The 21,791-nt window shown below is 72.9% G+C and carries 19 protein-coding genes; 6 read left to right on the top strand and 13 right to left on the bottom strand.

The window, feature by feature from the left end:
- Positions 1–544: 544 nt before the first annotated feature.
- A complete protein-coding gene (locus OHA84_RS26365) occupies positions 545–1,864 on the bottom strand; it encodes a diaminobutyrate--2-oxoglutarate transaminase family protein (RefSeq protein WP_053685159.1) in 1,320 nt (439 codons plus the stop codon).
- Between the two features lie 38 nt (positions 1,865–1,902).
- Positions 1,903–2,244, bottom strand: coding sequence for a hypothetical protein (locus OHA84_RS26360; RefSeq protein WP_266969509.1), 342 nt, complete (start codon positions 2,242–2,244; stop codon positions 1,903–1,905).
- A gap of 154 nt (positions 2,245–2,398) precedes the next feature.
- Between OHA84_RS26360 and OHA84_RS26355 the strand changes: the two genes are divergently transcribed.
- Entirely contained in the window at positions 2,399–3,577 is a 1,179-nt protein-coding gene (locus tag OHA84_RS26355; protein ID WP_266969510.1) for a serine protease, read from the top strand.
- Between the two features lie 218 nt (positions 3,578–3,795).
- Here the strand turns inward: OHA84_RS26355 and hflX are convergent, their stop codons facing one another.
- The 6 genes from hflX to miaA all read right to left on the bottom strand — a co-directional run bounded on the left by hflX (position 3,796) and on the right by miaA (position 11,883).
- A complete protein-coding gene (gene hflX, locus OHA84_RS26350; RefSeq protein WP_053685143.1) occupies positions 3,796–5,301 on the bottom strand; it encodes a GTPase HflX in 1,506 nt (501 codons plus the stop codon).
- Positions 5,302–5,490: 189 nt separating this feature from the next.
- Positions 5,491–6,939, bottom strand: a complete 1,449-nt coding sequence (locus OHA84_RS26345; protein WP_053685141.1) for a M1 family metallopeptidase — start codon at positions 6,937–6,939, stop codon at positions 5,491–5,493.
- Positions 6,940–7,116: 177 nt separating this feature from the next.
- The gene (locus OHA84_RS26340) at positions 7,117–9,195 is read right to left on the bottom strand and encodes a bifunctional (p)ppGpp synthetase/guanosine-3',5'-bis(diphosphate) 3'-pyrophosphohydrolase (RefSeq protein ID WP_053676528.1); all 2,079 of its coding nucleotides are present in this window, start codon (positions 9,193–9,195) and stop codon (positions 7,117–7,119) included.
- 140 nt (positions 9,196–9,335) lie between these two features.
- Positions 9,336–10,211 carry a diaminopimelate epimerase gene (dapF, locus tag OHA84_RS26335; RefSeq protein ID WP_266950301.1) on the bottom strand — a complete coding sequence of 292 codons (876 nt, stop codon included), beginning with the start codon at positions 10,209–10,211 and terminating at the stop codon, positions 9,336–9,338.
- A gap of 94 nt (positions 10,212–10,305) precedes the next feature.
- On the bottom strand, positions 10,306–10,833 hold the full coding sequence (locus OHA84_RS26330; protein WP_199826459.1) for a hypothetical protein: 528 nt from the start codon (positions 10,831–10,833) through the stop codon (positions 10,306–10,308).
- Positions 10,834–10,944: 111 nt separating this feature from the next.
- Entirely contained in the window at positions 10,945–11,883 is a 939-nt protein-coding gene (gene miaA / locus OHA84_RS26325; RefSeq protein WP_266950300.1) for a tRNA (adenosine(37)-N6)-dimethylallyltransferase MiaA, read from the bottom strand.
- A gap of 164 nt (positions 11,884–12,047) precedes the next feature.
- Here miaA and OHA84_RS26320 point away from each other — a divergent pair, with 164 nt between their 5' ends.
- Both OHA84_RS26320 and OHA84_RS26315 read left to right on the top strand, forming a co-directional pair.
- On the top strand, positions 12,048–12,254 hold the full coding sequence (locus OHA84_RS26320) for a hypothetical protein (protein ID WP_053676532.1): 207 nt from the start codon (positions 12,048–12,050) through the stop codon (positions 12,252–12,254).
- A 23-nt stretch (positions 12,255–12,277) separates the two neighbouring features.
- The gene (locus tag OHA84_RS26315) at positions 12,278–12,523 is read left to right on the top strand and encodes an antitoxin (protein WP_266950299.1); all 246 of its coding nucleotides are present in this window, start codon (positions 12,278–12,280) and stop codon (positions 12,521–12,523) included.
- Positions 12,524–12,616: 93 nt separating this feature from the next.
- On the opposite strand, the gene OHA84_RS26310 is transcribed toward OHA84_RS26315, so the two are convergent.
- From OHA84_RS26310 to OHA84_RS26300, 3 genes are all read right to left on the bottom strand, one after another.
- Entirely contained in the window at positions 12,617–13,324 is a 708-nt protein-coding gene (locus tag OHA84_RS26310) for a class III extradiol dioxygenase subunit B-like domain-containing protein (protein ID WP_266950298.1), read from the bottom strand.
- A gap of 143 nt (positions 13,325–13,467) precedes the next feature.
- On the bottom strand, positions 13,468–14,994 hold the full coding sequence (gene miaB, locus OHA84_RS26305) for a tRNA (N6-isopentenyl adenosine(37)-C2)-methylthiotransferase MiaB (RefSeq protein WP_266950297.1): 1,527 nt from the start codon (positions 14,992–14,994) through the stop codon (positions 13,468–13,470).
- Positions 14,991–15,623, bottom strand: coding sequence for a maleylpyruvate isomerase family mycothiol-dependent enzyme (locus OHA84_RS26300; protein ID WP_053676536.1), 633 nt, complete (start codon positions 15,621–15,623; stop codon positions 14,991–14,993). Before OHA84_RS26300 ends, miaB begins: the two co-directional genes overlap by 4 nt.
- A gap of 71 nt (positions 15,624–15,694) precedes the next feature.
- Between OHA84_RS26300 and OHA84_RS26295 the strand changes: the two genes are divergently transcribed.
- Positions 15,695–16,693: a LysR family transcriptional regulator gene (locus tag OHA84_RS26295; RefSeq protein WP_266950296.1), complete on the top strand. Its 999-nt coding sequence runs from the start codon at positions 15,695–15,697 to the stop codon at positions 16,691–16,693.
- Positions 16,694–16,749: 56 nt separating this feature from the next.
- On the top strand, positions 16,750–17,754 hold the full coding sequence (locus OHA84_RS26290) for a TAXI family TRAP transporter solute-binding subunit (protein WP_053682272.1): 1,005 nt from the start codon (positions 16,750–16,752) through the stop codon (positions 17,752–17,754).
- A 67-nt stretch (positions 17,755–17,821) separates the two neighbouring features.
- Here the strand turns inward: OHA84_RS26290 and OHA84_RS26285 are convergent, their stop codons facing one another.
- Together OHA84_RS26285 and OHA84_RS26280 are read right to left on the bottom strand one after the other, a co-directional pair.
- Positions 17,822–18,823, bottom strand: coding sequence for an ROK family protein (locus OHA84_RS26285; protein ID WP_371591457.1), 1,002 nt, complete (start codon positions 18,821–18,823; stop codon positions 17,822–17,824).
- Positions 18,824–18,850: 27 nt separating this feature from the next.
- Positions 18,851–19,987 carry a LacI family DNA-binding transcriptional regulator gene (locus tag OHA84_RS26280; RefSeq protein WP_266969517.1) on the bottom strand — a complete coding sequence of 379 codons (1,137 nt, stop codon included), beginning with the start codon at positions 19,985–19,987 and terminating at the stop codon, positions 18,851–18,853.
- A gap of 439 nt (positions 19,988–20,426) precedes the next feature.
- Here OHA84_RS26280 and OHA84_RS26275 point away from each other — a divergent pair, with 439 nt between their 5' ends.
- Positions 20,427–21,728, top strand: a complete 1,302-nt coding sequence (locus OHA84_RS26275; protein ID WP_053682270.1) for a hypothetical protein — start codon at positions 20,427–20,429, stop codon at positions 21,726–21,728.
- The last annotated feature ends 63 nt before the right edge of the window (positions 21,729–21,791 follow it).

The following is a 21,791-nucleotide window of genomic DNA, read 5'->3' as shown; positions in this document are numbered from 1 at the left end:
GCGCCCGGGGCCGCACGCACGAGAGGAGGGGCAGGGTGGGGAGCTTCAGGCGCGGCGGCGAACGCGGCGGGGTGAGCCGCGCCGGAAAGCGGCGTGGGCTCCGGACTCGGACGGCGGCCTCGGCCCGGGCTGAACTCCGGGCCCGGGACCTCCTCCCTTGGGCCGAGGTCCGAGTCGGGATCGCGGTCCACGACCGGATCGCAGCCCGCGCTCCCGCTGACCTCCAGAGCCGGGCTCTCCCCCAGCCGGAGGGCCCAGCCCGGCCGGCGACTCGCGCCCGGATTGGGTTCGGGGCTCGAAGTCGCCCTCGGGCTGAACTCCGCCCCCGGGCTGAACTCCGGGCTCGTGCCGGGCGCCGGGCTCGTGCCGGGCGCCGGGCTCGTGCCGGGCGCCGGGCTCGTGCCGGGCGCGGGTGTGAGGGTCGGCGTCGGTGTGGGGGTCTGCTCCGGCGTGGGGGTCGGCGTCGGGCTGCCGGCCCTCGGGGAAGGGGCGGGGTGGGGGGCGGAGGGGTCCGGCATCGGAGGTCCTTGGGGTGCGGGTGGGGTCAGTGGGACCGTCGGGCGGCGGCGGCGATGGCGTCGGCCAGCCGCTCCAGGACGGCTGCGGCCTGCTCGTCGGTCAGGGTCAGCGGGGGCAGCAGGCGGACCACGCAGGAGTGGCGGCCCCCGAGCTCGACGATCAGCCCGCGGTCCAGGCACTCCCGGCGGACGGTGGCGGCGAGGTCCGGGGCAGCGTCCCCGGTGTCGGGGTCCACGAGTTCGATGCCCAGCATCAGGCCGCGACCTCGTACGTCGCCGATGCACGAATGGTCGGCGGCCAATGCGCGCAAGGCGGTCAGCATGCGTTCGCCCAGCACCCCGGCGCGTTCCGCGAGGTTGTTGCGGCGGACGTAGGCCAGAGTGGCGGTACCCGCGGCCATGGCCAGTTGGTTGCCGCGGAACGTGCCGGCGTGGGCGCCGGGCGCCCAGACGTCGAGTTCGGACCGGTAGACGATCACCGCGAGCGGAAGGCTGCCGCCGATGGCCTTGGACAGCACCATCACGTCGGGCACCACTCCCGCGTGGTCCACGCCCCAGAAGGCACCGGTGCGCCCCACACCCGTCTGGACCTCGTCCGCGATCAGCGGGATCCCGCGGGCCTCGGTGATCTCGCGCATCCGCCGGAGCCAGTCGTCCGGAGCGGGGTGGACGCCGCCTTCCCCTTGTACGGGTTCGACGATGAGCCCGGCGGGGGTGGGTACTCCGCCCTTCGGGTCGTCGAGCAGGCTCTCGGTCCAACGGGCGCCGAGTCGGGCGCCCTCGGCCCCGCCGACACCGAACGGGCAGCGGTGGTCCTGTGGATACGGAAGCCGGGTGACCCGTACGTCGGGGGCTCCACCGGAGGCGTCCAGGGCTCCCGCGGTCATGCCGTGGTACGCACCCGTGAAGGCCATCAGTCCGGAACGCCCGGTGGCGGTGCGGACCAGCTTGAGCGCGGCTTCGACGGCGTCCGTCCCGGCCGGCCCACAGAACTGGATCCGGGCGTCGGCCGCGAGCGCTGCCGGAAGGTTCGCGAACAGCTCGGTGGTGAAGGCGTCCTTGACCGGGGTGGCCAGGTCGAGGACGTGCAGCGGTGCCCCGGAGTCGAGGACGGCACGGATGGCTTCGAGCACCACGGGGTGGTTGTGCCCGAGGGCGAGCGTGCCCGCGCCGGACAGACAGTCGAGGTAGCGCCGTCCGTCCGCGCCCTCGATCGTCAGGCCCCGGGCGCGCACCGGAACGATGGGCAGCGAGCGCGCGTATGTCCGGGCGGCGGACTCTCGTTGCGCCTGTCTGCGCAGGATGGTTTCGGCGGCGACGGGTCCTCTGGTTCCTTGCGGCGGGATCTGCTCCGCGGCCGCGGCCGACTCGGTGAAAGCCTCGCTCAAAGCCACGAGTGTCGGTCCTCCCGCACGGATTCTCTTCCGGATTGCGTTTCGAACATGAACGCTGCTCCCCCGTCCCCCGTACGTACCAACGACGGTGGCGGCCGCGGATCACGGGTGGACCGAAGATCCTTGTCCGTCGCCGAGTCCGTCGCCAAGTCCGTCGCCAAGTCCGTCGCGAAGTCCGCCCCGAAGTCCCTCGTGTTGTCCGTCGCCAAGACCCTCGCGAAGTCTGCCCCGAAGTCCCTCGTGTGGTCCGCCCCGCTGTCGTCCTCGATATCCACCGAAAAGTCCGCCGTAAGGTCTGCCGCGATGTCCTCCGAGATGTCCGAATCGAACAAGTTCCGAGGATGGTTCGCCGGGCAGGAACCGTGGCCCCGGGCTGTGCCGTCCTTGGGAGCAGCGGCATAGTGGGGTGCTGCGCTTGCCGTACACCCGTGCGGCGACCGCGCTCCACCCCGTTCAACGCCTCGAAACACCAGGGGGATTTACGACATGCGACCGATCCGACCGGTCACCGCGATCCTGTGCGCGGCCGCGCTCGCGCTGACCGCCGCAGCCTGCGGCCCCGGCGACGGGGAGGCCGGCGGCGACGCCAAGCCGACCGTGGCCGCGAGCCTTCCGCCCGGTGCCACGGACGGGATCGCGATCCCGGACGAGCTCAAGGACAAGCTCAAGGAGCACGGCGTCGACCTGGAGAAGTGGCGGGGAGGCGCGTGGAAGAACTGGAAGCAGGAGGACTGGCTCCGCGAGGCGGGCGACTACATCAACCCGGTCATCGAGGGGCTGTGGGACCCGGACCGGATGCGTGACGCCGACAAGACTCCGCAGCCTCCGGCCGTGGACCCGGATGCCGGCAAGGACCAGGGTGTCACGGACCCGACGCCGGCGCCGGTGCGGGCAAGGGGTGCGGCGGCGCCGTACCACTCCACCATTCCGGCATCCGGCAAGGTGTTCTTCGACGGCCCCGAGGGTTCGATGGTCTGCTCGGCGACCGTGGTGAAGGACCCGGCCCACCCGGGCAAGTCCAACATGGTCTGGACGGCGGGTCACTGCGTCCACGCGGGCAAGGCGGGCGGCTGGTACCGCAACATCGCCTTCGTGCCGTCCTACAACAACGCGGGCCAGGCGTCGGCGCAGCTGAAGGGTGCGCCGCGCGAGCAGGTCGCCCCGTACGGCGTGTGGTGGAGCGACTGGGCGCAGACCTCGGACCAGTGGATCGCTTCGGGCGGCCCGAGCGGTGGCGCGGGCGCCCCGTACGACTTCGCGGTGCTGCACGTCGCTCCGGAGAAGGGCAGTGGCAAGTCGCTGGAGGAGACGGTCGGTTCGGCGCTGCCGGTGGAGTTCAACGCGCCGGCGGTGGGCAGGGTCGCGGGCATCACCGCGACGGGCTACCCGGCGGCGGCTCCGTTCGACGGCCAGCGGGCGTTCCAGTGCACGGACAAGCCCGGTCGTCTGTCGTTGAAGGCGGCCGACCCGGTGATGTACCGCATCGGTTGCACCATGACCGGCGGTTCCTCGGGTGGCGGTTGGGTCGCGGCGGGTGCCGATGGCAGGCCGGCGCTGGTGTCGAACACCTCGATCGGCCCGGCCAAGGCCGGTTGGTTGGCCGGTCCGCGCCTGGGCCCGGAGGCCAAGGGCATCTACTCCGCGGTGAGCGCCAAGTTCAAGTAGCGGGTGGGCCGGGCGCGCGGCGCCCGGCCCCACGCGGCGCGAGCACCGCACCAAGAGCGCCGCGCCAGCCCGGTGCGCAGCACATCGAGCCTCGCGCGTGGGCCATCACGTGACGGAGGGCCCCCGCATCGCGGGGGCCCTCCGTCACGTGATGTCGCGCCGTGTCACGCTCGCCGGTGCTTCACCGAGCACCCGTCGATGCTTCATCGACACACGGGTCAGTGCTTCGCCGGCACGTAGGGCGCCAGGTCCGCGGCCAGTTCCTGGTGGACGCGCGCCTTGAGGAGGGTGCCCTCCGGGGTGTGCTCCTCGGAGATGACCTCGCCCTCGGCGTGTGCCCGGGCGATCAGCGAGCCGCGGGTGTACGGCACCAGTGCCTCCACCTCGACCTCGGGTCGCGGCAGCTCGGTGTCGATGAGCGTCAGCAGCTCCTCGATGCCCATGCCGGTGCGGGCCGAGACGGCGATGGAGTGCCGCTCGATGCGCAGCAGGCGCTGGAGGACGAGCGGGTCCGCCGCGTCCGCCTTGTTGATCACGACGATCTCGGGCACGTTGACCGCGCCGACCTCGCGGATGACCTCGCGGACGGCCGCCAGCTGCTCCTCCGGGGCCGGGTGCGAGCCGTCCACGATGTGGAGGATGAGGTCGGAGTCGCCGACCTCCTCCATCGTGGAGCGGAACGCCTCGACCAGGTGGTGGGGCAGGTGTCGCACGAAGCCGACCGTGTCGGCCAGGGTGTAGATCCGGCCGGACGGCGTCTCGGCCCGGCGCACGGTCGGGTCGAGGGTGGCGAACAGCGAGTTCTCCACCAGCACGCCGGCGCCGGTGAGGCGGTTGAGCAGCGAGGACTTGCCGGCGTTGGTGTAGCCGGCGATGGCGACGGAGGGAACCTTGTTGCGCCGGCGTTCCTGGCGCTTGATGTCGCGGCCGGTCTTCATGTCCGCGATCTCCCGGCGCATCTTCGCCATCTTCTCGCGGATCCGACGCCGGTCGGTTTCGATCTTGGTCTCACCGGGGCCTCGGGTGGCCATGCCGCCACCGCCGCCGCCACCCATCTGACGGGACAGCGAGGCACCCCAACCACGCAGGCGCGGCAGCATGTACTGCATCTGCGCGAGCGCGACCTGGGCCTTGCCCTCTCGGGACTTCGCGTGCTGGGCGAAGATGTCGAGGATGAGCGCGGTGCGGTCGACGACCTTGACCTTGACGACGTCTTCGAGGGCGATGAGCTGGCCGGGGCTGAGCTCTCCGTCGCAGACGACGGTGTCGGCGCCGCTCTCCATGACGATGTCGCGCAGCTCGCGGGCCTTGCCGGAGCCGATGAAGGTGGCCGGGTCGGGCTTGTCGCGACGCTGGATCACGCCGTCGAGGACGAGGGCGCCCGCCGTCTCGGCGAGGGCGGCGAGCTCCGCGAGGGAGTTCTCGGCGTCCGTCACCGTGCCGGAGGTCCAGACACCGACGAGTACGACGCGCTCCAAGCGGAGCTGTCGGTACTCGACCTCGGTGACGTCTTCGAGTTCGGTGGAGAGGCCGACCACGCGCCGCAGGGCCGCGCGCTCGGAGCGCTCGAGCTGCTCGCCGTCCCGGTCTCCGTCGATCTCGTGGCTCCAGGCGACGTCCTCTTCCATCAGGGCATCGGCCCGAAGGCTCTCGGTGAAGCTCTGCGGGTCACGCACGTCCTGTGCGTCCCGCGCGTCCTGGGAAGGGGAAGAAGAGGAGGTCATTGGATCCTTACGTCGATTCGAATGCGTCGCGCCCGGCAATGGCCAACGCTACCGCCGAACGTGACATAACACTGTCACGTCCAACGCGTCACGCCGCCCGGTGATTCCCGGAATCCGAGCCCTGGCCCGATCGGGCCCGATGGGCCGCCGAACGGCCTCGTTGATGGTGACATGCCCGTTCCGGGCGCGTCACACGCTTTTCGGGCCGCCCCATTCCGGGTGCCCCGGCATCGCCGGGGTGGTCGTGCCGTACAGCCACGGCTTGAGGAAGGCCGTCAGGTCGCGCCCCGCCTCCTGTGACGCCAGGCGTACGAAGTCGTCCGTGCCGGCCGTGGAATCCGCGTGCTCGTCCACCCAGCGGCGCTCGATCCGGTCGAAGGTGGCGACGCCGACCTCTTGGCGCAGGGCGTACAGGATCAGCGCGGCCCCGTCGTAGACCACGGGCCGGAACAGGCCGATCTTCTCCCCGGGGGCCGCGGCCTTCGGGGCGGCCGGGGGGCCGCCGGCCGCCCGCCACTGGTCGGAGCGCTGGTACGCCTCGCGCATGCGCCGCTCCAGGGAGTACTTGCCGAGCCCGTCGGCGTACAGGGCCTCGTACCAGGTCGCGTGTCCTTCGTTGAGCCACAGGTCGGACCAGGTGCGGGGGCTGACGCTGTCGCCGAACCACTGGTGTGCGAGCTCGTGGACCATCACGGACTCGACGTACCACTCCGGGTAGCCGGCGTTCCCGGAGAACAGGCCGTGCTCGAAGAGGGAGAGGGTCTGGGTCTCCAGCTCGAAGCCGGTCGTGGCTCGCGCGATCAGCACGCCGTAGTTCTCGAAGGGGTAGCGGCCGACCCGCTCCTCCATCCACCGGACGTGACCGTCGGTCTTCTTCAGCCAGGGTTCCAGGCGCACCCGGTCGGCGGCGGGCACCACGTCGCGCAGGGGCAGTCCGTGCGGGCCCGTGTGGTGGACGACCTCCGAGGTGCCGACGGAGACCTGGGCCAGTTCGGTGGCCATGGGGTGCAGGGTGCGGTACGTCCAGGTGGTCGGGCCGCCCGCGCGCCGGGTCGGGAGGGCGCCCGGCAGTCCGTTGGCCACGGCGGTGAGTCCGGCCGGGGCGGTGATCCGGAAGGTGAAGTACGCCTTGTCGGCGGGGTGGTCGTTGCAGGGGAAGACGCGGTGGGCGGCGTCGGCCTGGTTGGCCATGGCCAGGCCGTCCTCGGTGGGCACCCAGCCGCCGTCGCCGCGACCGCGCGGGTCGCTCGTGTGGCGCACGGTGATGCTCAGCACGGATCCCTGGGTGACCGGGCGGGCGGGGGTCAGCACGAGGTCCTCTCCCGCGCTCTCGAACCGCGCCGGTTCCCCGTTGACCTCGACGGACGCCACCTGGCCGTGGGTGAAGTCGAGGTTGATGCGGTCGAGCGCGTGCAGGGTGCGGGCGCTGATGACGGTGACGGCGTCGAGCGGGGTCCGGTTGTCCTTGTACGTGAAGGACAGGTCGTACGAGAGGACGTCGTACCCGGGGTTGCCGAGCTCGGGGAAGAGCCGGTCGCCGATGCCCAGCGACTGGGGTGGGGGCAGTACGGCGGCGACGAGGGTGAGCGAGGCGGCGGCGAGCAGGGCGGCACGCAGGCGGGGGGAGGTGAGCTGCATCCCCCATCGCTTACCAGCGCCCGGCATCGGGCGGCGAACGGCGCGCGCCGGGTGCACCCGAACGAGGGCGTCCGACCCCGTGGCCCGGCCGACGTGCGTCCCGCCCCCGGATTCCCGTTCCCCCGAACCCCCGAGCCCCCCGGCCCCCTGTCTTCCCCGCTTCGCCCGGCCGTCCCGCTACGCCCGGCTGACGTCGTACACGCCCGGCACGTCCCTCATCGCCCGCATCAGGGCCGGGAGCCCCGTCGCGTCGGGCAGTTGCAGGGTGTAGGAGTGCCGGACCCGCTGTTCGACGGGCGGTTCCACGGTCGCGGAGACCACCTCGACCCCCTCGCGGGCGATTGCCTCGGTCAGGTCGGCCAGGAGGTGTGGGCGGCCGAACGATTCGGCGAGCAGGGTCACGCGGCAGTCCGCGGTGGCCCGCCAGTGCACGGCGACCGAGGTACGGCCGACGGCGCGCATCTGGGCCACGGCCGGGCAGTGGACGCGGTGCACGGTGACGGCCCCGCCGCGTACGACGAACCCGGCGACGGCGTCCGGCGGTACGGGGGTGCAACAGCCGGCCAGGCGCACGGGCGCGTCCGGCAGGTCGGCGACGGCGTTCGCCCCGCCACCGCGCGCCCCGACGACGGAGAGCGGGGCCCGGGCCGCGGTGGTGGTGGCGGCCGCGGAGTCGGGGTGGGTCTGGAGCCAGCCGCTGATGGCGATGCGGGCGGCCGGGGTCTTGGCGTGGTCGAGCCAGTCGGCGGCGGGCCCGGAGGCGGCGTCGTGCGAGAGCAGGAGTTGAACGGTGTCCCCGTCGGACAGCCGGGACGAGAGGGAGGTGAGGCGCCCGTTGACGCGGGCGCCGATACAGCTGTGCGCCGCCTCCCCGTACTGGGCGTAGGCGGCGTCGATACAGCTCGCCCCGCCCGGCAGGCCCAGCGTCCCGCCGTCGGCCCTGAAGACGGTGATCTCGCGGTCCTGGGCCAGTTCGGCGCGCAGCACCGTCCAGAAGGTGTCGGGGTCGGGTGCGGACTGCTGCCAGTCGAGCAGTCGGGACAACCAGCCGGGTCTCGTCGGGTCGACCCGCTCCTCGTCGCCCTCGGCCGCTTCGGCCGGCGGGGTGGTGTACGGATTGCCGAGCGCGACCACTCCGGCCTCCGCGACGCGGTGCATCTGCCGGGTGCGGACGATGACCTCGGCGACGTACCCCTCGGAGGTGGCGACGGCCGTGTGCAGCGACTGGTAGAGGTTGAACTTCGGGGAGGCGATGAAGTCCTTGAACTCCGAGACCACCGGGGTGAAACAGGTGTGGAGTTCACCGAGGACCGCGTAGCAGTCGGCGTTCTCGCCGACGAGGATGAGGACCCGGCCGAAGTCGGAGCCGCGCAGTTCGCCCCGCTTGCGGGAGATGCGGTGCACGGACACGAAGTGGCGGGGGCGGACCACGACCTCGGCGGCGATGCCGGCGTCGCGCAGGACGCCGCGCACGGAGTCCGCGATGCCGGGCAGCGGGTCGCGTTCTCCGGCGTGGGCCGCGATGAGCGCGCGGGTCTCCTCGTACTCCTCGGGGTGCAGGATCGCGAAGACGAGGTCTTCCAGCTCGGTCTTGAGGGCCTGTACGCCGAGTCGTTCGGCGAGGGGGATGAGGACGTCGCGGGTGACCTTGGCGATGCGCGCCTGTTTGTCGGGGCGCATCACGCCGAGGGTGCGCATGTTGTGCAGTCGGTCGGCGAGTTTGATGGACATGACGCGGACGTCGTTGCCGGTGGCGACGAGCATCTTGCGGAAGGTCTCGGGTTCGGCGGCGGCGCCGTAGTCGATCTTCTCGACCTTGGTGACGCCGTCCACGATGAAGCAGACCTCGTCGCCGAACTCCTCGCGCACCTGATCGAGGGTCACGTCCGTGTCCTCGACGGTGTCGTGGAGGAGGGACGCCGTCAACGTCGTTGTCTCCGCGCCGAGTTCCGCGAGGATCAGGGTGACGGCGAGCGGATGTGTGATGTACGGCTCACCACTTTTTCGCATTTGGCCGCGGTGAGAGGTCTCCGCGAGCAGATATGCGCGTCGCAGAATGGACAGATCGGCGTCCGGATGGTGGGCACGATGCGCTTCCGCCACGTGTCCGATGGCGTCCGGAAGGCGGTCCCGGGACGTGGGCCCGAGCAGCGCCGCGCGCCCGAGCCGGCGCAGATCCAGCCTGCTCCGGCCCCGTCTACGCAGCTCAGGGCGCGCTTCGGGGTGTGCTTCGGGGTTCGTGGCCTCTGCACTCATGGGCACCTCCGGCGGCTTCGACCGGCGGTGGTGGGCATGGGGTGAGCCCTCAGGGCCGGTGCCTGATGTTACCGACCCCACCACGTGGCGCAGTCCACCTCTCGCTCAGCGTGAAACGGATCACCCATTGGAGGGAACCTTCACGCGAAAGCCGTTTCGGTGAGCCAGGTCGAATCGAGCTCGCCCTCGGCCACGATGACGGCCGGTCCGGTCATGTCGATCTGCCCGTCGGGGTGCTCGGTGATGACGAGTCGTCCGCCGGGGAGGTCGACGGTGTACGTGACCGGTTCGCCGGTCACGGCCGGGTCGACGCCGTCGCGTCGAATGGCCGCCACGGCGACGGCACAGGCGCCGGTGCCGCAGGAGCGGGTCTCGCCGGAGCCGCGCTCGTGGACGCGCATCGCGACGTGCCGCGGGCCCCGGTCGACGACGAACTCGACGTTGACTCCGGTCGGGTACGCGGACGCGGGGCTGAACGGCGGGGCGGTGTGGAGGTTTCCGGCGTCGTCGAGGCTGTCGACGAAGGCCACCGCGTGCGGGTTGCCCATGTTCACGTTCCGCGCGGGCCACGAGCGCTCGCCGACGGAGACGGTGACGTCGCCGACGGGCAGTTCGGCGCGGCCCATGGAGACCGTGACGTCGCCGCTCTTGTCGAGGTGGACGCGCTTGACGCCGCCCCGGGTGGCGACGGCGAGGTCGCCGGGCTCGACGTGGCCGGCGTGCAGGAGGTAGCGGGCGAAGACCCGTACGCCGTTGCCGCACATCTCGGCGACGGATCCGTCGCTGTTGCGGTAGTCCATGAACCACTCGGCCTCGTCGGCCAGGTGCGCCGTGTCGGGGTGGGCGGCGGACCGCACGACGTGCAGCACCCCGTCGGCCCCGATGCCCGCTCGCCGGTCGCACAGTGCGGCGACGGCGCTCACGGGCAGGTCGATGGCGTTGTCCGGGTCGGGGACGATCACGAAGTCGTTCTCGGTCCCGTGGCCCTTGAGGAAGGAGAGGGTGCGGTGCGTCACCAGGTCATCGTACCTTCGGGGCCCGTTTCGCCCTCCGGGCGGACGCCCGGTGTGCGCGGAGCGCGGGCACGGCGGGAAGGGCGCGCGGGCCTGCTCAGCGCAGGCGCGCGACCCGGTACACGGCCAGGGACACCAGGGCGAGGGCCATCACCGTGTACAGGGCGGCCATGCGCCAGTCGGGGCGGCGGCCGCTGCCGCGGGGCGGCAGTCCGGGCCAGGAGTGGCCGACGCGGCGCGCGGCCATCATGGCCCATCCGCCGGCGCAGCAGCTGATCAGGAAGCCCAGCATGGCGACCACGGCTCCGCCGTCGCCGAACTCGAAGGCGAGGGGGAAGGCGAACATCAGGGATCCGGCGGCGGCGAGCATCACGATGGGCGCGATCTGCCAGATGCGCAGGCGGCGCTGCGGCCTCAGTTCGACCTCGAACTCGGGGCCCGAGGCGTCCAGGGCGGCGATGTCCGGGGCGTCGGGGCCGTCGGGGGTCAGCCGCGCCGGGTCGGCGGGCAGGCCGAGGGCGTCCGGGCCGTCCGACCCGATCGGCTCCGCGATCCCGTTGTGAAGCATCGGGTCCGCTTCCCGTCTGGTGTCGTCCCGCCCGGTGTCACGGGGGCCGGCCTCCATAGCCACGCGCCCTCCCCACTCGGACTTCGTACGCCGCTGTTCAGAAGTTTGATGATGGCACGCCCCCGGCCCCGGTACGGGCGCACGGGGCGTCCCGATGCCATCACGTGATCAGGCTGTGACCGCTCGTTCGACCAACGACTGCGCGAGTCCGGCGAGTTCCCCGCGGTCCGCGAGGGCGCCGCTCAGCCAGTGCACGCGCGGGTCGCGCCGGAACCACGAGTCCTGTCGGCGGGCGAACCGCTTGGTGGCCCGGACCGTCTCGGCCCGCGCCTCGTCCTCGGTGCACGCGCCCGCGAGGGCGGACAACACCTGCTGGTAGCCGAGTGCGCGGGAGGCGGTGATCCCGTCGCGCAGGCCCCGGGCCTCCAGGTCGCGGACCTCGTCCACGAGCCCGGCCTCCCACATCCGGTCGACCCGCAGCGCGATCCGTTCGTCGAGTTCCGGCCGGCCCACGTCCACGCCGATCTGGACGGTGTCGTAGACGGACTCGTGGCCGGGCAGGTTCGCGGTGTACGGGCGCCCGGTGATCTCGATGACCTCCAGGGCGCGGACGATCCGGCGGCCGTTGCTGGGGAGGATCGCCTGGGCGGCGATCGGGTCGGCGGCGGCGAGCCGGGCGTGCAGGGCGCCGGGGCCGCGCAGGGTGGCCTCCTCCTCCAGGCGGGCCCGTACCTCGGGGTCGGTGCCGGGGAACTCCATCGCGTCGAGCGCGCCGCGGACGTACAGCCCGGAGCCGCCGACGAGGACGGGCGTACGGCCCTGCGCGAGGAGTCGGTCGATCTCGGCGCGGGCGAGGCGCTGGTACTCGGCGACGCTCGCGGTCTCGGTGACGTCCCAGACGTCGAGGAGGTGGTGCGGGACCCCGCCGCGTTCCTCCTGCGTCAGCTTCGCGGTGCCGATGTCCATCCCCCGGTAGAGCTGCATGGAGTCGGCGTTGACGACCTCGCCGTCGAAATGGCGGGCCAGGGCGACGCCCAAGTCGGACTTTCCGGCCGCGGTGGGACCGACGACGGCGATGACCCGCGGGGCGGGGGCTGGATTCCTCACCGACACAGTCTCGCAAACCCGGCGGCCGATACCCGATCGAGCTACGTGACGGGGCGTGGTCGGAGTCGTTGCCCTGGCGAGGTTCCGGCCCGGCGTGTACCCGGCGGAGGCCGTTTCGGCCACGGCGGAACTTCATTCGCACGAGTAACGTTACGGGAGTAGACATGGGCGTTTTCAGCCGGTTTTTTGGCCGTAAGGAGCAGGGTTCGACCGATGAGGTCGCGTCCGCCGACCTGACGGCCGCGTCCGAGGAAGCGACGGGCGAGGCGACTGGGGTGGAGGCTCCGGCGGCGACGGCCGCGGAGATTCCGCAGCAGAAGTCCGCGGAGGCTTCCCTGGACAGCGAGGCCGGCGAGGGCGCCCGTACGTAGCCATCGCCAATGAAGGGTGATCCATGGGCCTGCTGGACAATCTGAAGGCCAAGCTCGCTCCGGCCAAGGACAAGGTCGGCGACCTCGCGCAGCAGCACGAGGGAAAGATCTCCGACGGTCTGGAGAAGGTCGCGAAGGCCGTGGACTCCAAGACCAAGGGCAAGTACAGCGGTCGGATCACGAGCGGGACGGGCAAGGCGAAGGACGCCCTGGGCAAGATCGCGCACAAGGACGCACCCGGCGGGCCGACGCCGCCGGCGACTTCCTGACGTGGTCGCCGGAGAGGGGCGCGTGGGTTCGATGAACCCCGCGCCCCTTTCTCGTGCCCGGACGCGGGGGCCCGGGTGCCTGCCTCGGCTGTGTCAGGACCAGGCGGCGACGAAGTAGCCGACCCCGTACGGGGCGTCCTCGTACAGCAGCCTGCCGTCGAGGCCCGCGTCCTCGGCCGCGCCCGCCAGGACCTGCCAGGGAGCACGCCCGGCGGCCTTGAGTTCGTGCGCGAGGTCCGCGTCCAGGGCGGCCAGCGCGGCGGTGTCGGCGGATCCGAGGGCGCGGGCGGCGGCCGCGTCGAAGCCGGCGGCCCGCTCGTCGAGGTAGCCGGGGGCCTTGAGCGTGCGACAGGCGCTGCCGTCGCCCATCACGAGCAGGGCGACGCGCGCGTCGCGGGCGGCGAGGTCCCGCCCCGCCCGCAGGCACTGTTCGGCTCCGAGCGGTTCCCCGACCCCGAGCCCTTCCACGGGGGCGGCGCCCCAGCGGGCGCGGCGCAACAGCCAGGCGCCGACGGCCAGTGAGGTCGGCAGCAGGCGCGGTCCCTCTTCGCCGTCACCGAGCTGTACGTCGAGTTCCACGCCGTATCCGCGGAAGGTGCCCCGGGATCCCTGGGGATAGGGCCCGCGGTGGTCCTGGTCGGCGTCGCCGACGACGACCAGGAGGTCGGGTCGGGAGGCGGCGAGCACGGCGAGCGCGTCGGAACAGGCGGTGCGGGCGTCGCCCAGTTCGGCGGCGGCGCCCGCGGCGACCTCCGGCACGAGGAGCGGCGGGGCGGGACAGACGGCGGCGGCTACGAGCATGATCCGCAGCCTAGCCGTCGCCTGCCCGGGCCGTACGGCTCCGCCGGCGAACGGGTCCGCAGGGGTGCGGCGTCCGCGGGGGTGCGGCGTCCGCGGGTCCACGGTCCGGCCCGTCGGGGCCGGACCGCAGGAGCGAACGCGCGTCAGGCGGACGCCGGGGCCGCGCAGCCCGAGGTGGCGGCCGGGAGGGGGGCCGGGACTCCGAGGGTGGGGATGCCGAGCATGACGCCCGCCGGTTGCGCCGGGGCCGCGTTGCGCTTCTCCCAGGCATCGCCCGCGCGGGTCCTGCGCACGGCCGACGTCGGGCCCTCGGCCAGCAGGTGGTGCGGGGCCGCGTACGTGATGTCCACGGTCACCACGTCACCCGGGCGCACGTCCTCGTCCGGCTTCGTGAAGTGGACGAGGCGGTTGTCGGGGGCACGGCCGGAGAGGCGGTGCGTGGCACCGTCCTTGCGGCCCTCGCCCTCCGCGACCATCACCTCCAGGGTGCGGCCCACCTGCTTCTTGTTCTCCTCCCAGGAGATCTCCTCCTGGAGGGCGACCAGGCGCATGTAGCGCTCCTGGACGACTTCCTTGGGGATCTGCCCGTCCATGTCGGCGGCCGGGGTGCCGGGGCGCTTGGAGTACTGGAAGGTGAACGCGTTCGCGAAGCGGGCCTCGCGCACGGCGTGCATCGTCTGCTGGAAGTCCTCCTCGGTCTCACCGGGGAAGCCCACGATGATGTCGGTGGAGATCGCCGCGTGCGGGATGGCGGCCCGGACCTTCTCGATGATGCCGAGGAAGCGCTCCTGGCGGTACGAGCGGCGCATCGCCTTGAGGATGGTGTCCGATCCGGACTGCATCGGCATGTGGAGCTGCGGCATCACGTTCGGGGTCTCGGCCATGGCCGCGATCACGTCGTCGGTGAAGTCGCGCGGGTGCGGCGAGGTGAAGCGGACCCGCTCCAGGCCCTCGATCTGCCCGCAGGCGCGCAGCAGCTTGCTGAAGGCCTCGCGGTCCCCCAGGTCGGAGCCGTACGCGTTGACGTTCTGGCCGAGCAGGGTGATCTCGGAGACTCCCTCGGCGACCAGGGCCTCGACCTCGGCGAGGATGTCGCCGGGGCGCCGGTCCTCCTCCTTGCCGCGCAGCGCCGGGACGATGCAGAAGGTGCAGGTGTTGTTGCAGCCGACGGAGATGGACACCCAGGCGGCGTACGCGGACTCGCGGCGGGTCGGCAGCGTCGAGGGGAAGGCCTCCAGCGACTCGGCGATCTCGACCTGCGCCTCCTCCTGGACGCGGGCGCGCTCCAGGAGGACGGGCAGCTTGCCGATGTTGTGCGTGCCGAAGACGACGTCGACCCAGGGGGCACGCTTGACGATCGTGTCGCGGTCCTTCTGGGCCAGGCAGCCACCGACGGCGATCTGCATGCCGGGGCGCTTGGTCTTCATCGGGGCGAGCCGGCCGAGGTTGCCGTACAGCTTGTTGTCGGCGTTCTCGCGGACGGCGCAGGTGTTGAACACGACGACGTCGGCGTCGCCGTCGGAACCCTCGGGCGCACGCGTGTACCCCGCGCCCTCCAGCAGACCGGAAAGCCGCTCGGAGTCGTGCACGTTCATCTGGCACCCGTAGGTGCGCACCTCGTAAGTTCCCTTGACGTCCACTGCCGTGCTCCGGTCGCTGCTGCTGGTCATGCGACAAGGGTAGGCGGTACCGGGGAGCCCTCCGCGCCCCCGTGCAGTCGCCCGGCGGGCAGCCGGCGGCCGAAGAGGACGAGCAGCAGTTCCCGCGCGGTGCCGTGGACGGGGCTTCCGGTGCCCCGGGACCAGTCGAGGTCGTCGGCGACGAGTCGGATGCCGGTCAGGTCCACGCCGAAGAACCGCAGGCCGCGCGGGGTGACGGCGTCGAGGAGGAGGCGCAGCCGGTCCTCGGGGACCCGGCGGGGGTGGTCGAGGGCGATCGTGATGTCGAGGCCGTGGACCACGTCGTGGGCGAGGGCCCCGGTGGGTCCGGCGGCCGGGGGCCTCCAGGGGTGGTGGGCGTGGTCACGGAGCAGGGCGGCGAGTTCGGCGGGGGCGAGGGACGCGGCGTCTCGGCGCGCGGCGCGGTCGGTCATCCGGTCCAGGCTGCCGCGTGCCGTGACCAGCTCGACGGCGAACCGGGGCAGCGAGTACCGGAAGCCCAGCGACATGTGGGCGGCGACCTCGCGGACCCGCCAGCCCGCGCAGAGGCTCGGGGCGTCCCACTGGTCGGGGGTGAGGGAGTCGAGCAGGTCGGCCAGTTCTCGGCGTTCGGCGGCGGTCGCGGCGGCGATGTCGGTCATGGGTCCAGGGTGGGTCGGGCTCCTGCCATAAGTCCAAGCCTGGGTTCTTATGCTCCCTAGAATGCGCGGTTATGGAACTGGCCCAGCTTCGGTACTTCGTGACGGTCGTCGAGGAGGGCGGCTTCACGCGGGCGGGCGTCCGGCTGCACGTGTCCCAGCCGGGGGTGAGCGCGCAGGTCCGGCTGTTGGAGCGGGAGCTGGGGGTGCGGCTGCTCGATCGTTCCGGACGGCGGGTGACGCCGACCGAGGCGGGGACGGCGTTGCTGTCGTACGCGCGGGCCGCGCTGGCGGCGGTGGAGGGGATGCGGCGCACGGCCGACGAGATCTCGGGGCTGCTGCGGGGGCGGGTCGCGGTCGGGTTGATCCCGGGGGCGGCCGGGGCGGTGGTGGCGGGGCTGGACGTGGTGGGGGTGCTCGGCGACTTCCACGAAGCGCACCCCGGAGTGGAGATCGCGCTGTCGGAGGACACCTCGGAGCGGATGCTGGCCGGTTTGTCGAGCGGGGAGCTGGACCTGGCGGTGATCGGGCCGGCCGGTGACCCGCCGCCCGGGATCGCGTTCCAGGTGGTGCTCGACCAGCCCCTCGTGGCGTTGGTTCGGGCCGGCGATCCGCTCGTGCGGGAGTCCGCGCACGGCCGGATCCCGCTGGCGGCGCTGCGCGGGCGGGCACTGATCAGTCTGCCGCGCGGGACGGGCCTGCGCGCGGTGTTGGAGCGGGCGTGCGCGGAAGCCGGATTCGCGCCCCGGGTGGACTTCGAGGCGGCGGCGCCACCCGTACTGGTCCGGTTGGCCGCGCGGGGGCTGGGGGCGGCGGTGGTGCCGGCCGGGGCGGAGGCGGGGGTCGCCGGCGACCTGGTGGCGCTGCGGATCGTCGAACCGGCGCTGAGCGGTCGGGTGGCGCTGGCCTGGCGGACGGGCGTCCCGCCGGGTCCGGCTGCGGCGCATCTCCTGGCCCGGCTGCGGGCGGGCCTGACGGACCCGGCGTCGTCGGGCGACGTGGAACCGGCGCACGCCCGGGCCCCGGAGCCGGCGGACGCGGGCGGCGCCACGGCGGCGGGCCCCGGTGGCTGAGGGACCGTGCCGCTCCCGCCCCGGGGCGGTACGGGCCCGAAGGTAGGATCGCGAGCATGCCGCTCCTGCCGTCCCGAGTGCCCCGGATCAGCCGGCGCCGCGCCCTGTGGGGCCTGGCGGCCGTGGTGACGGTCTTCGGCGTGCTGGCCTGGTGGCTGAGGCCGTTCGGGGAGCCGGAACTCAAGGGCGACCTCGCGTTCAGCACGGGTGTCCCCACCGGCGTCTACCACCGCTACGGGCAGCTCCTGAAGGAGGACCTCGCCGAGGACATCCCCGGTGTGAAGGTGCGGCTGGACCCCAGTGAGGGCTCGCAGCAGAACCTCCAGCGGGTGGCCGCCGGGCAGGCCGACTTCACGGTGGCGACGGCGGACGCGGTGTCCAAGTACCGGCTCGACGGGAAGCCGGGCGCCGACCGGCTGCGCGGGGTGGCGCGGCTGTACGACGACTACGTACAGCTGGTGGTGCCCGCCGGGTCCTCGGTGCAGTCGACGCGGGACCTGCGGGGCAAGCGGGTCGCGGTCGGCCAGGACGGCTCCGGCGTCCGACTGATCTCGGAGCGGCTGCTGTCGGCGGCCAAGCTGGACCCGCGGAAGGACATCACCCCGGTGTCCATAGGCATCGACACCATGCCGGCCGAGCTGGAGAAGGGGCGGATCGACGCCTTCTTCTGGTCCGGCGGTCTCCCGACGAACGCGGTGCACGAGCTGTCGGAGCGCTTCGAGATCCGGCTGGTGCCGCTGGGCGACCTGGTGGAGAAGCTCCAGGGCAGTGGCAGTCCCGCCCGCTACTACCGGGCGGCGGTGATGCCGCAGGAGGCGTACGCGCGGGCCCGCAACACCGCGGCGGTGGCCACGCTCGCCGTGCCGAACCTGCTCGTGACCCGCGAGGACACGAGCGCGGAGCTGACGGAACAGTTCACCCGGACCGTGATCAAAAGCCGCGACCGGATCGGGCGCGCGGTGCACGCCGCGCAGTTGGTGGATCTGCGGACGGCGATCTACACGGATCCCTTGGACCTGCACGAGGGTGCCCGGCGGTACTACCGCTCGGTCAAGCCGTAGCGCCCGGTCGAGCCGGGAGCGCCCGGTCTCCGGACGGAGTTCCGGGGCCGGGCCGGATCGCGGGCTCTCAGGTCGAAGCGCCCTCGGGCAGCAGCATCGCCGCGGCGGCCGCCCCGATGAGGCCCGCGTCGGTGCCCAGGCTCGCCGGAACGACCTCGATGTCCCGGACGAACGACAGGGTGGCGTACGAGGCCAGGTGCCGCCGGATCGGTGCGAAGAGGGTGTCGCCCGAGGCGGCGACGCCGCCGCCGATGACCGCGATGCGGGTCTCGACCAGGGTGGCGGTGGCGGCGATGGCGGCGGCCAGGGCGCGGCCCGCCCGGTCGAAGGCGGCCTCGGCGACGGGGTCGCCCGCCCGGGCGGCGGCCGCGACGCCGGCGGCGGTGGCCTCCTGATCGTCGGCCGGGGTCCAGCCCTGGGCGAGGGCCCAGGCGGCGATGGCGGTGCCGGAGGCGAGGGACTCCACACAGCCGCGGCCGCCGCAGACGCAGGGGTCCCCGTCGAAGGCCACGCTGATGTGCCCGATGTGGCCCGCGTTGCCGGTGGGACCGGGGTGGAGCCGGTTGTTCAGGACGAGGCCGCCCCCGACACCGGTGGAGACGACCATGCACAGGGCGTTGGCGTGCCCCTTGGCGGCGCCCAGCCAGTGCTCGGCGGCCGTCATCGCGACCCCGTCGCCCGCCAGGACGGTCGGGATCCGGGCCCCGTGGGCGGCCAGTTCCGCCGCGATCCGGGCCTGTACGGGGAACTCCCGCCAAGCGCCGATGTTGACCGGGCTGACCGTGCCCCGGGAGGTGTCCACCGGGCCCGCGCTGCCGACGCCGCAGCGGACCACCGAGGGCCACAACGGGCTGCGTGCCAGGTCCGCGACGACCTCGGCGACGGCCGCCATCACCGCGTCGGCGCTCGCCGCGCGCGGCGTGGGGCGGCGGGTTCCGGCCGTCATCGTTCCGTCCGGGTGCACCAGAGCGCCGGCGATCTTCGTCCCGCCGATGTCGATCGCCACGGTCGGGCCGGTGCCCGGGGCGGCGGCGCGAGGGGTGGGGAGGGCTGGGGTGGAACTGGTCACGGTGGCGCTCCAGGGAGGGGTCGGAACTCAGTATGCGGCCGGGGGTGGCGCAGTACTCTCGCGGGGCTCCAGTCGCGGCAGCTCGCTCTGCCGGGTGCGGGGCACGCCCCCGGCGAGTACGGCCAGCAGCTCCTCGGCGGCGAGCCGCCCGAACGCGGCCGTGTCACGGACCAGCGCGGTGAGCCGGGGGTGGGTGACCCGGCAGAGCGCGGAATCGTCCCAGGCGACGATCGAGAGCCGGCCGGGGACCGCGATGCCCAGCTCGGTGGCGACGGCGAGACCGGCCAGCGCCATCACGTCGTTGTCGTAGACGAGGGCCGTGGGCGGCTCCGGCTCGGCGAGGACCCTGCGGGTCGCGGCGGCGCCCTCGGCGTCGGAGTAGTCCGTCACCACCGAGCGCACCCGGTCGGGGCCGAGCCCGCGCCCCTCGGACCAGGTGCGCAGCGAGGCCGTCCGCCGGGCGGTGTGGGCGAGGCCGGGGAGGCCGGCGAGGTGGGTGATCCGGCGGTGGCCGAGTCCGTGGAGGTGCTCCAGCACCTGGATCATCGCGCCGGCGTCGTCGGCCCGGATGGTGGACGGCCGGCGGGAGGTCGGGACGGCCGGCGGGACGGCCCGAGCCGCGGTCGACTCCGAGGGATCCGAGCCCGTGGTGTCCGGCCCGGGGACGTCCGAGCCCGTGGTGTCCGCCCCGGGGACGTCCGGGCCGCCCACCATCACGGCCGGCAGCCCCAACCCGGCGAGGAGTTCCGGTCGCGGGTCGTCGATCCGGGGGTCGACGACGATGACCCCGTCCACCCGTCGTTCGGCCCACCACCGGCGGTACACGGCGCACTCGGCGTCCACGTCCTCCACCACCTGGAAGAGCAGCGCGATCCGCCCCGCCGACAGCACCTCCTGGACACCGGAGACGAGCCGGAGGAAGAACGACTCCACCCCGAGGGTGTGCGCGGGTCGGGCGAGGACCAGCCCGACGGCGCCGGAGCGTTCCCCGGACAGTGCGCGAGCGGCGCTGTTGGGCTGCCAACCGAGCTCCTCGGCGATCCGACGGACACGGGCACGGGTGTCCTCGGACACCCCGGGACGGTCGTTGAGCGCGAAGGAGACGGCGCTCTCCGACACCCCCGACCGGCGGGCGATGTCCTTGATGGTGGGTCTGCGCGCCATGCCTGCCTCATCCTTCGCCGCCGCGGACTCCGATGGCGGGACCGTACGCGATCCGGCCCCCGGAAGGCGGCCACCACCGCCGGCGGGCGCCGAGCCGAACGACGTTGCGCCAGGCTTCGGTTCACCCCGTCCCGGCGCCTTACCGGATTCCGCGCACGACCGTCAACACCCCTGTTGCCGACGTTGGCCATTTCCCCTCCCTTTCCCCCGGACCGCGACTTCCGGTTGACAGCTAAACCGCATTAGCACGGAAGTCTTGATCGTCAACTCCCCTACCACGCCTTGGACTGAAGCGCATAAGTCGCCAACCACCCTTCAGGAGGCGCACATTCATGGTCGGGTGGACCGGATTGCCCGTACCGGACCTGTTGACTTTCCCTCGGAACGGGCGGCACGTTGTGGGGCGTCCGGTGAATTCCCCTGAACTCCAGGATCATTCATGCACGACGGCACCGTCCCTCCTGCCCTCCCCCGCCGGCTCCGGTTCGGCGCCAACTACACGCCGACACGCGGGTGGTTCCACCACTGGCTCGACTTCGATCTCGACGAGGTCCGGGCCGACCTCGACTCGATCGCCGCGCTCGGGCTGGACCACGTACGGGTCTTCCCGCTGTGGCCGTTGTTCCAGCCGAACCGCACGCTGATCCGCCCGCGCGCTGTCGAACAGCTCGTCGCGCTCGGCGACGCCGCCGCCGAACGGGGGCTCGACGTCACCGTCGACGGATTGCAGGGGCACCTGTCGAGCTTCGACTTCCTGCCCGCCTGGACCGGGACCTGGCACCGGCGCAACATCTTCAGCGACCCCCGTGTGGTGGAGGCGCAGGAGGAGTACCTGCGCACGCTGGCCGCCGCCCTCGGCGACCGGCCCAACTTCCTCGGGATGACCGTGGGCAACGAGATCAACCAGTTCTCCGACTCACCGCACCCCGACCCCGACCGGATCACCCAGGCGCAGGCGCAGCGGTGGCTGGAGCGGATGCTGGCCGCGTGCGAGAAGGGGGCCCCGGGGCGGTTCCACCTGCACGCCGAGTACGACGCGGCCTGGTACCGGGACGGGCACCCCTTCACGGCGGCGCAGGCGGCCCGGCTGGGCGCGGCCACGGCCGTGCACTCGTGGGTGTTCAACGGGACCGCCCAGCGCCACGGGCGCACCGGGACCGCCACCGAGCATCACGGTGCCTACCTGGTCGAACTGTCCAAGGCCTGGGCCACGGACCCGCACCGCCCGGTGTGGCTCCAGGAGGTCGGGGCGCCCGCGCCACTGGTACAGCCGGAGCACGCGGCGGAGTTCACCGAGGCGACCGTGGCCAACGTGCTGGACTGCCCGGACGTGTGGGGCGTGACCTGGTGGTGTTCGCACGACGTGTCCCGGGACCTCGCGGACTTCCCGGAGTTGGAGTACGGCCTCGGATTGCTGACCAACGACCGTCGGGTCAAGCCCCAGGGGGCGGCCATCGCCCGGATCGCCGAGTGGTGGCGGGGCCGGGAGCACCGCCCGCCCGTCCGGTCCACCGCGCTCGTCGTGGACGTCGGCGGGGCGCTCACCGCGCCCGAACGGTCGGTGTGCGCCCCGGGCGGGACCTTCTTCGAGGCGTGGGCCGCGCTCACGGCCCAAGGGGTGCGCCCCGCGGTGGTCCTGGCGGAACACGCCGAGGACCGGGCGCACCTGTCCGCGCGGGGCATCACCGAGGTGCTGCGCGTGACCGAGGTGACCGAGACGCCTGAGGTGACCGAGGTGTGACCGAGGTCTGACCGAGCGTCCCTTCCGCAGCCGCGCCGTCCCTTCCGCAGAGGAGCCCCGCAT

Source organism: Streptomyces sp. NBC_00513, from assembly GCF_041431415.1.
GTDB lineage: Bacteria > Actinomycetota > Actinomycetes > Streptomycetales > Streptomycetaceae > Streptomyces.
This window is presented reverse-complemented; position numbering and strand designations above follow the sequence as displayed.

Excerpts from the sequence above, each read along its gene's own strand:
- OHA84_RS26355 (WP_266969510.1), top strand. The coding sequence starts at position 2,399 with ATGCGACCGATCCGACCGGTCACCGCGATCCTGTGCGCGGCCGCGCTC.
- hflX (WP_053685143.1), bottom strand. The coding sequence starts at position 5,301 with ATGACCTCCTCTTCTTCCCCTTCCCAGGACGCGCGGGACGCACAGGAC.
- OHA84_RS26345 (WP_053685141.1), bottom strand. The coding sequence starts at position 6,939 with ATGCAGCTCACCTCCCCCCGCCTGCGTGCCGCCCTGCTCGCCGCCGCC.
- OHA84_RS26340 (WP_053676528.1), bottom strand. The coding sequence starts at position 9,195 with ATGAGTGCAGAGGCCACGAACCCCGAAGCACACCCCGAAGCGCGCCCT.
- OHA84_RS26330 (WP_199826459.1), bottom strand. The coding sequence starts at position 10,833 with ATGGAGGCCGGCCCCCGTGACACCGGGCGGGACGACACCAGACGGGAA.
- OHA84_RS26320 (WP_053676532.1), top strand. The coding sequence starts at position 12,048 with ATGGGCGTTTTCAGCCGGTTTTTTGGCCGTAAGGAGCAGGGTTCGACC.
- OHA84_RS26315 (WP_266950299.1), top strand. The coding sequence starts at position 12,278 with ATGGGCCTGCTGGACAATCTGAAGGCCAAGCTCGCTCCGGCCAAGGAC.
- OHA84_RS26310 (WP_266950298.1), bottom strand. The coding sequence starts at position 13,324 with ATGCTCGTAGCCGCCGCCGTCTGTCCCGCCCCGCCGCTCCTCGTGCCG.
- miaB (WP_266950297.1), bottom strand. The coding sequence starts at position 14,994 with ATGACCAGCAGCAGCGACCGGAGCACGGCAGTGGACGTCAAGGGAACT.
- OHA84_RS26300 (WP_053676536.1), bottom strand. The coding sequence starts at position 15,623 with ATGACCGACATCGCCGCCGCGACCGCCGCCGAACGCCGAGAACTGGCC.
- OHA84_RS26295 (WP_266950296.1), top strand. The coding sequence starts at position 15,695 with ATGGAACTGGCCCAGCTTCGGTACTTCGTGACGGTCGTCGAGGAGGGC.
- OHA84_RS26290 (WP_053682272.1), top strand. The coding sequence starts at position 16,750 with ATGCCGCTCCTGCCGTCCCGAGTGCCCCGGATCAGCCGGCGCCGCGCC.
- OHA84_RS26280 (WP_266969517.1), bottom strand. The coding sequence starts at position 19,987 with ATGGCGCGCAGACCCACCATCAAGGACATCGCCCGCCGGTCGGGGGTG.
- OHA84_RS26275 (WP_053682270.1), top strand. The coding sequence starts at position 20,427 with ATGCACGACGGCACCGTCCCTCCTGCCCTCCCCCGCCGGCTCCGGTTC.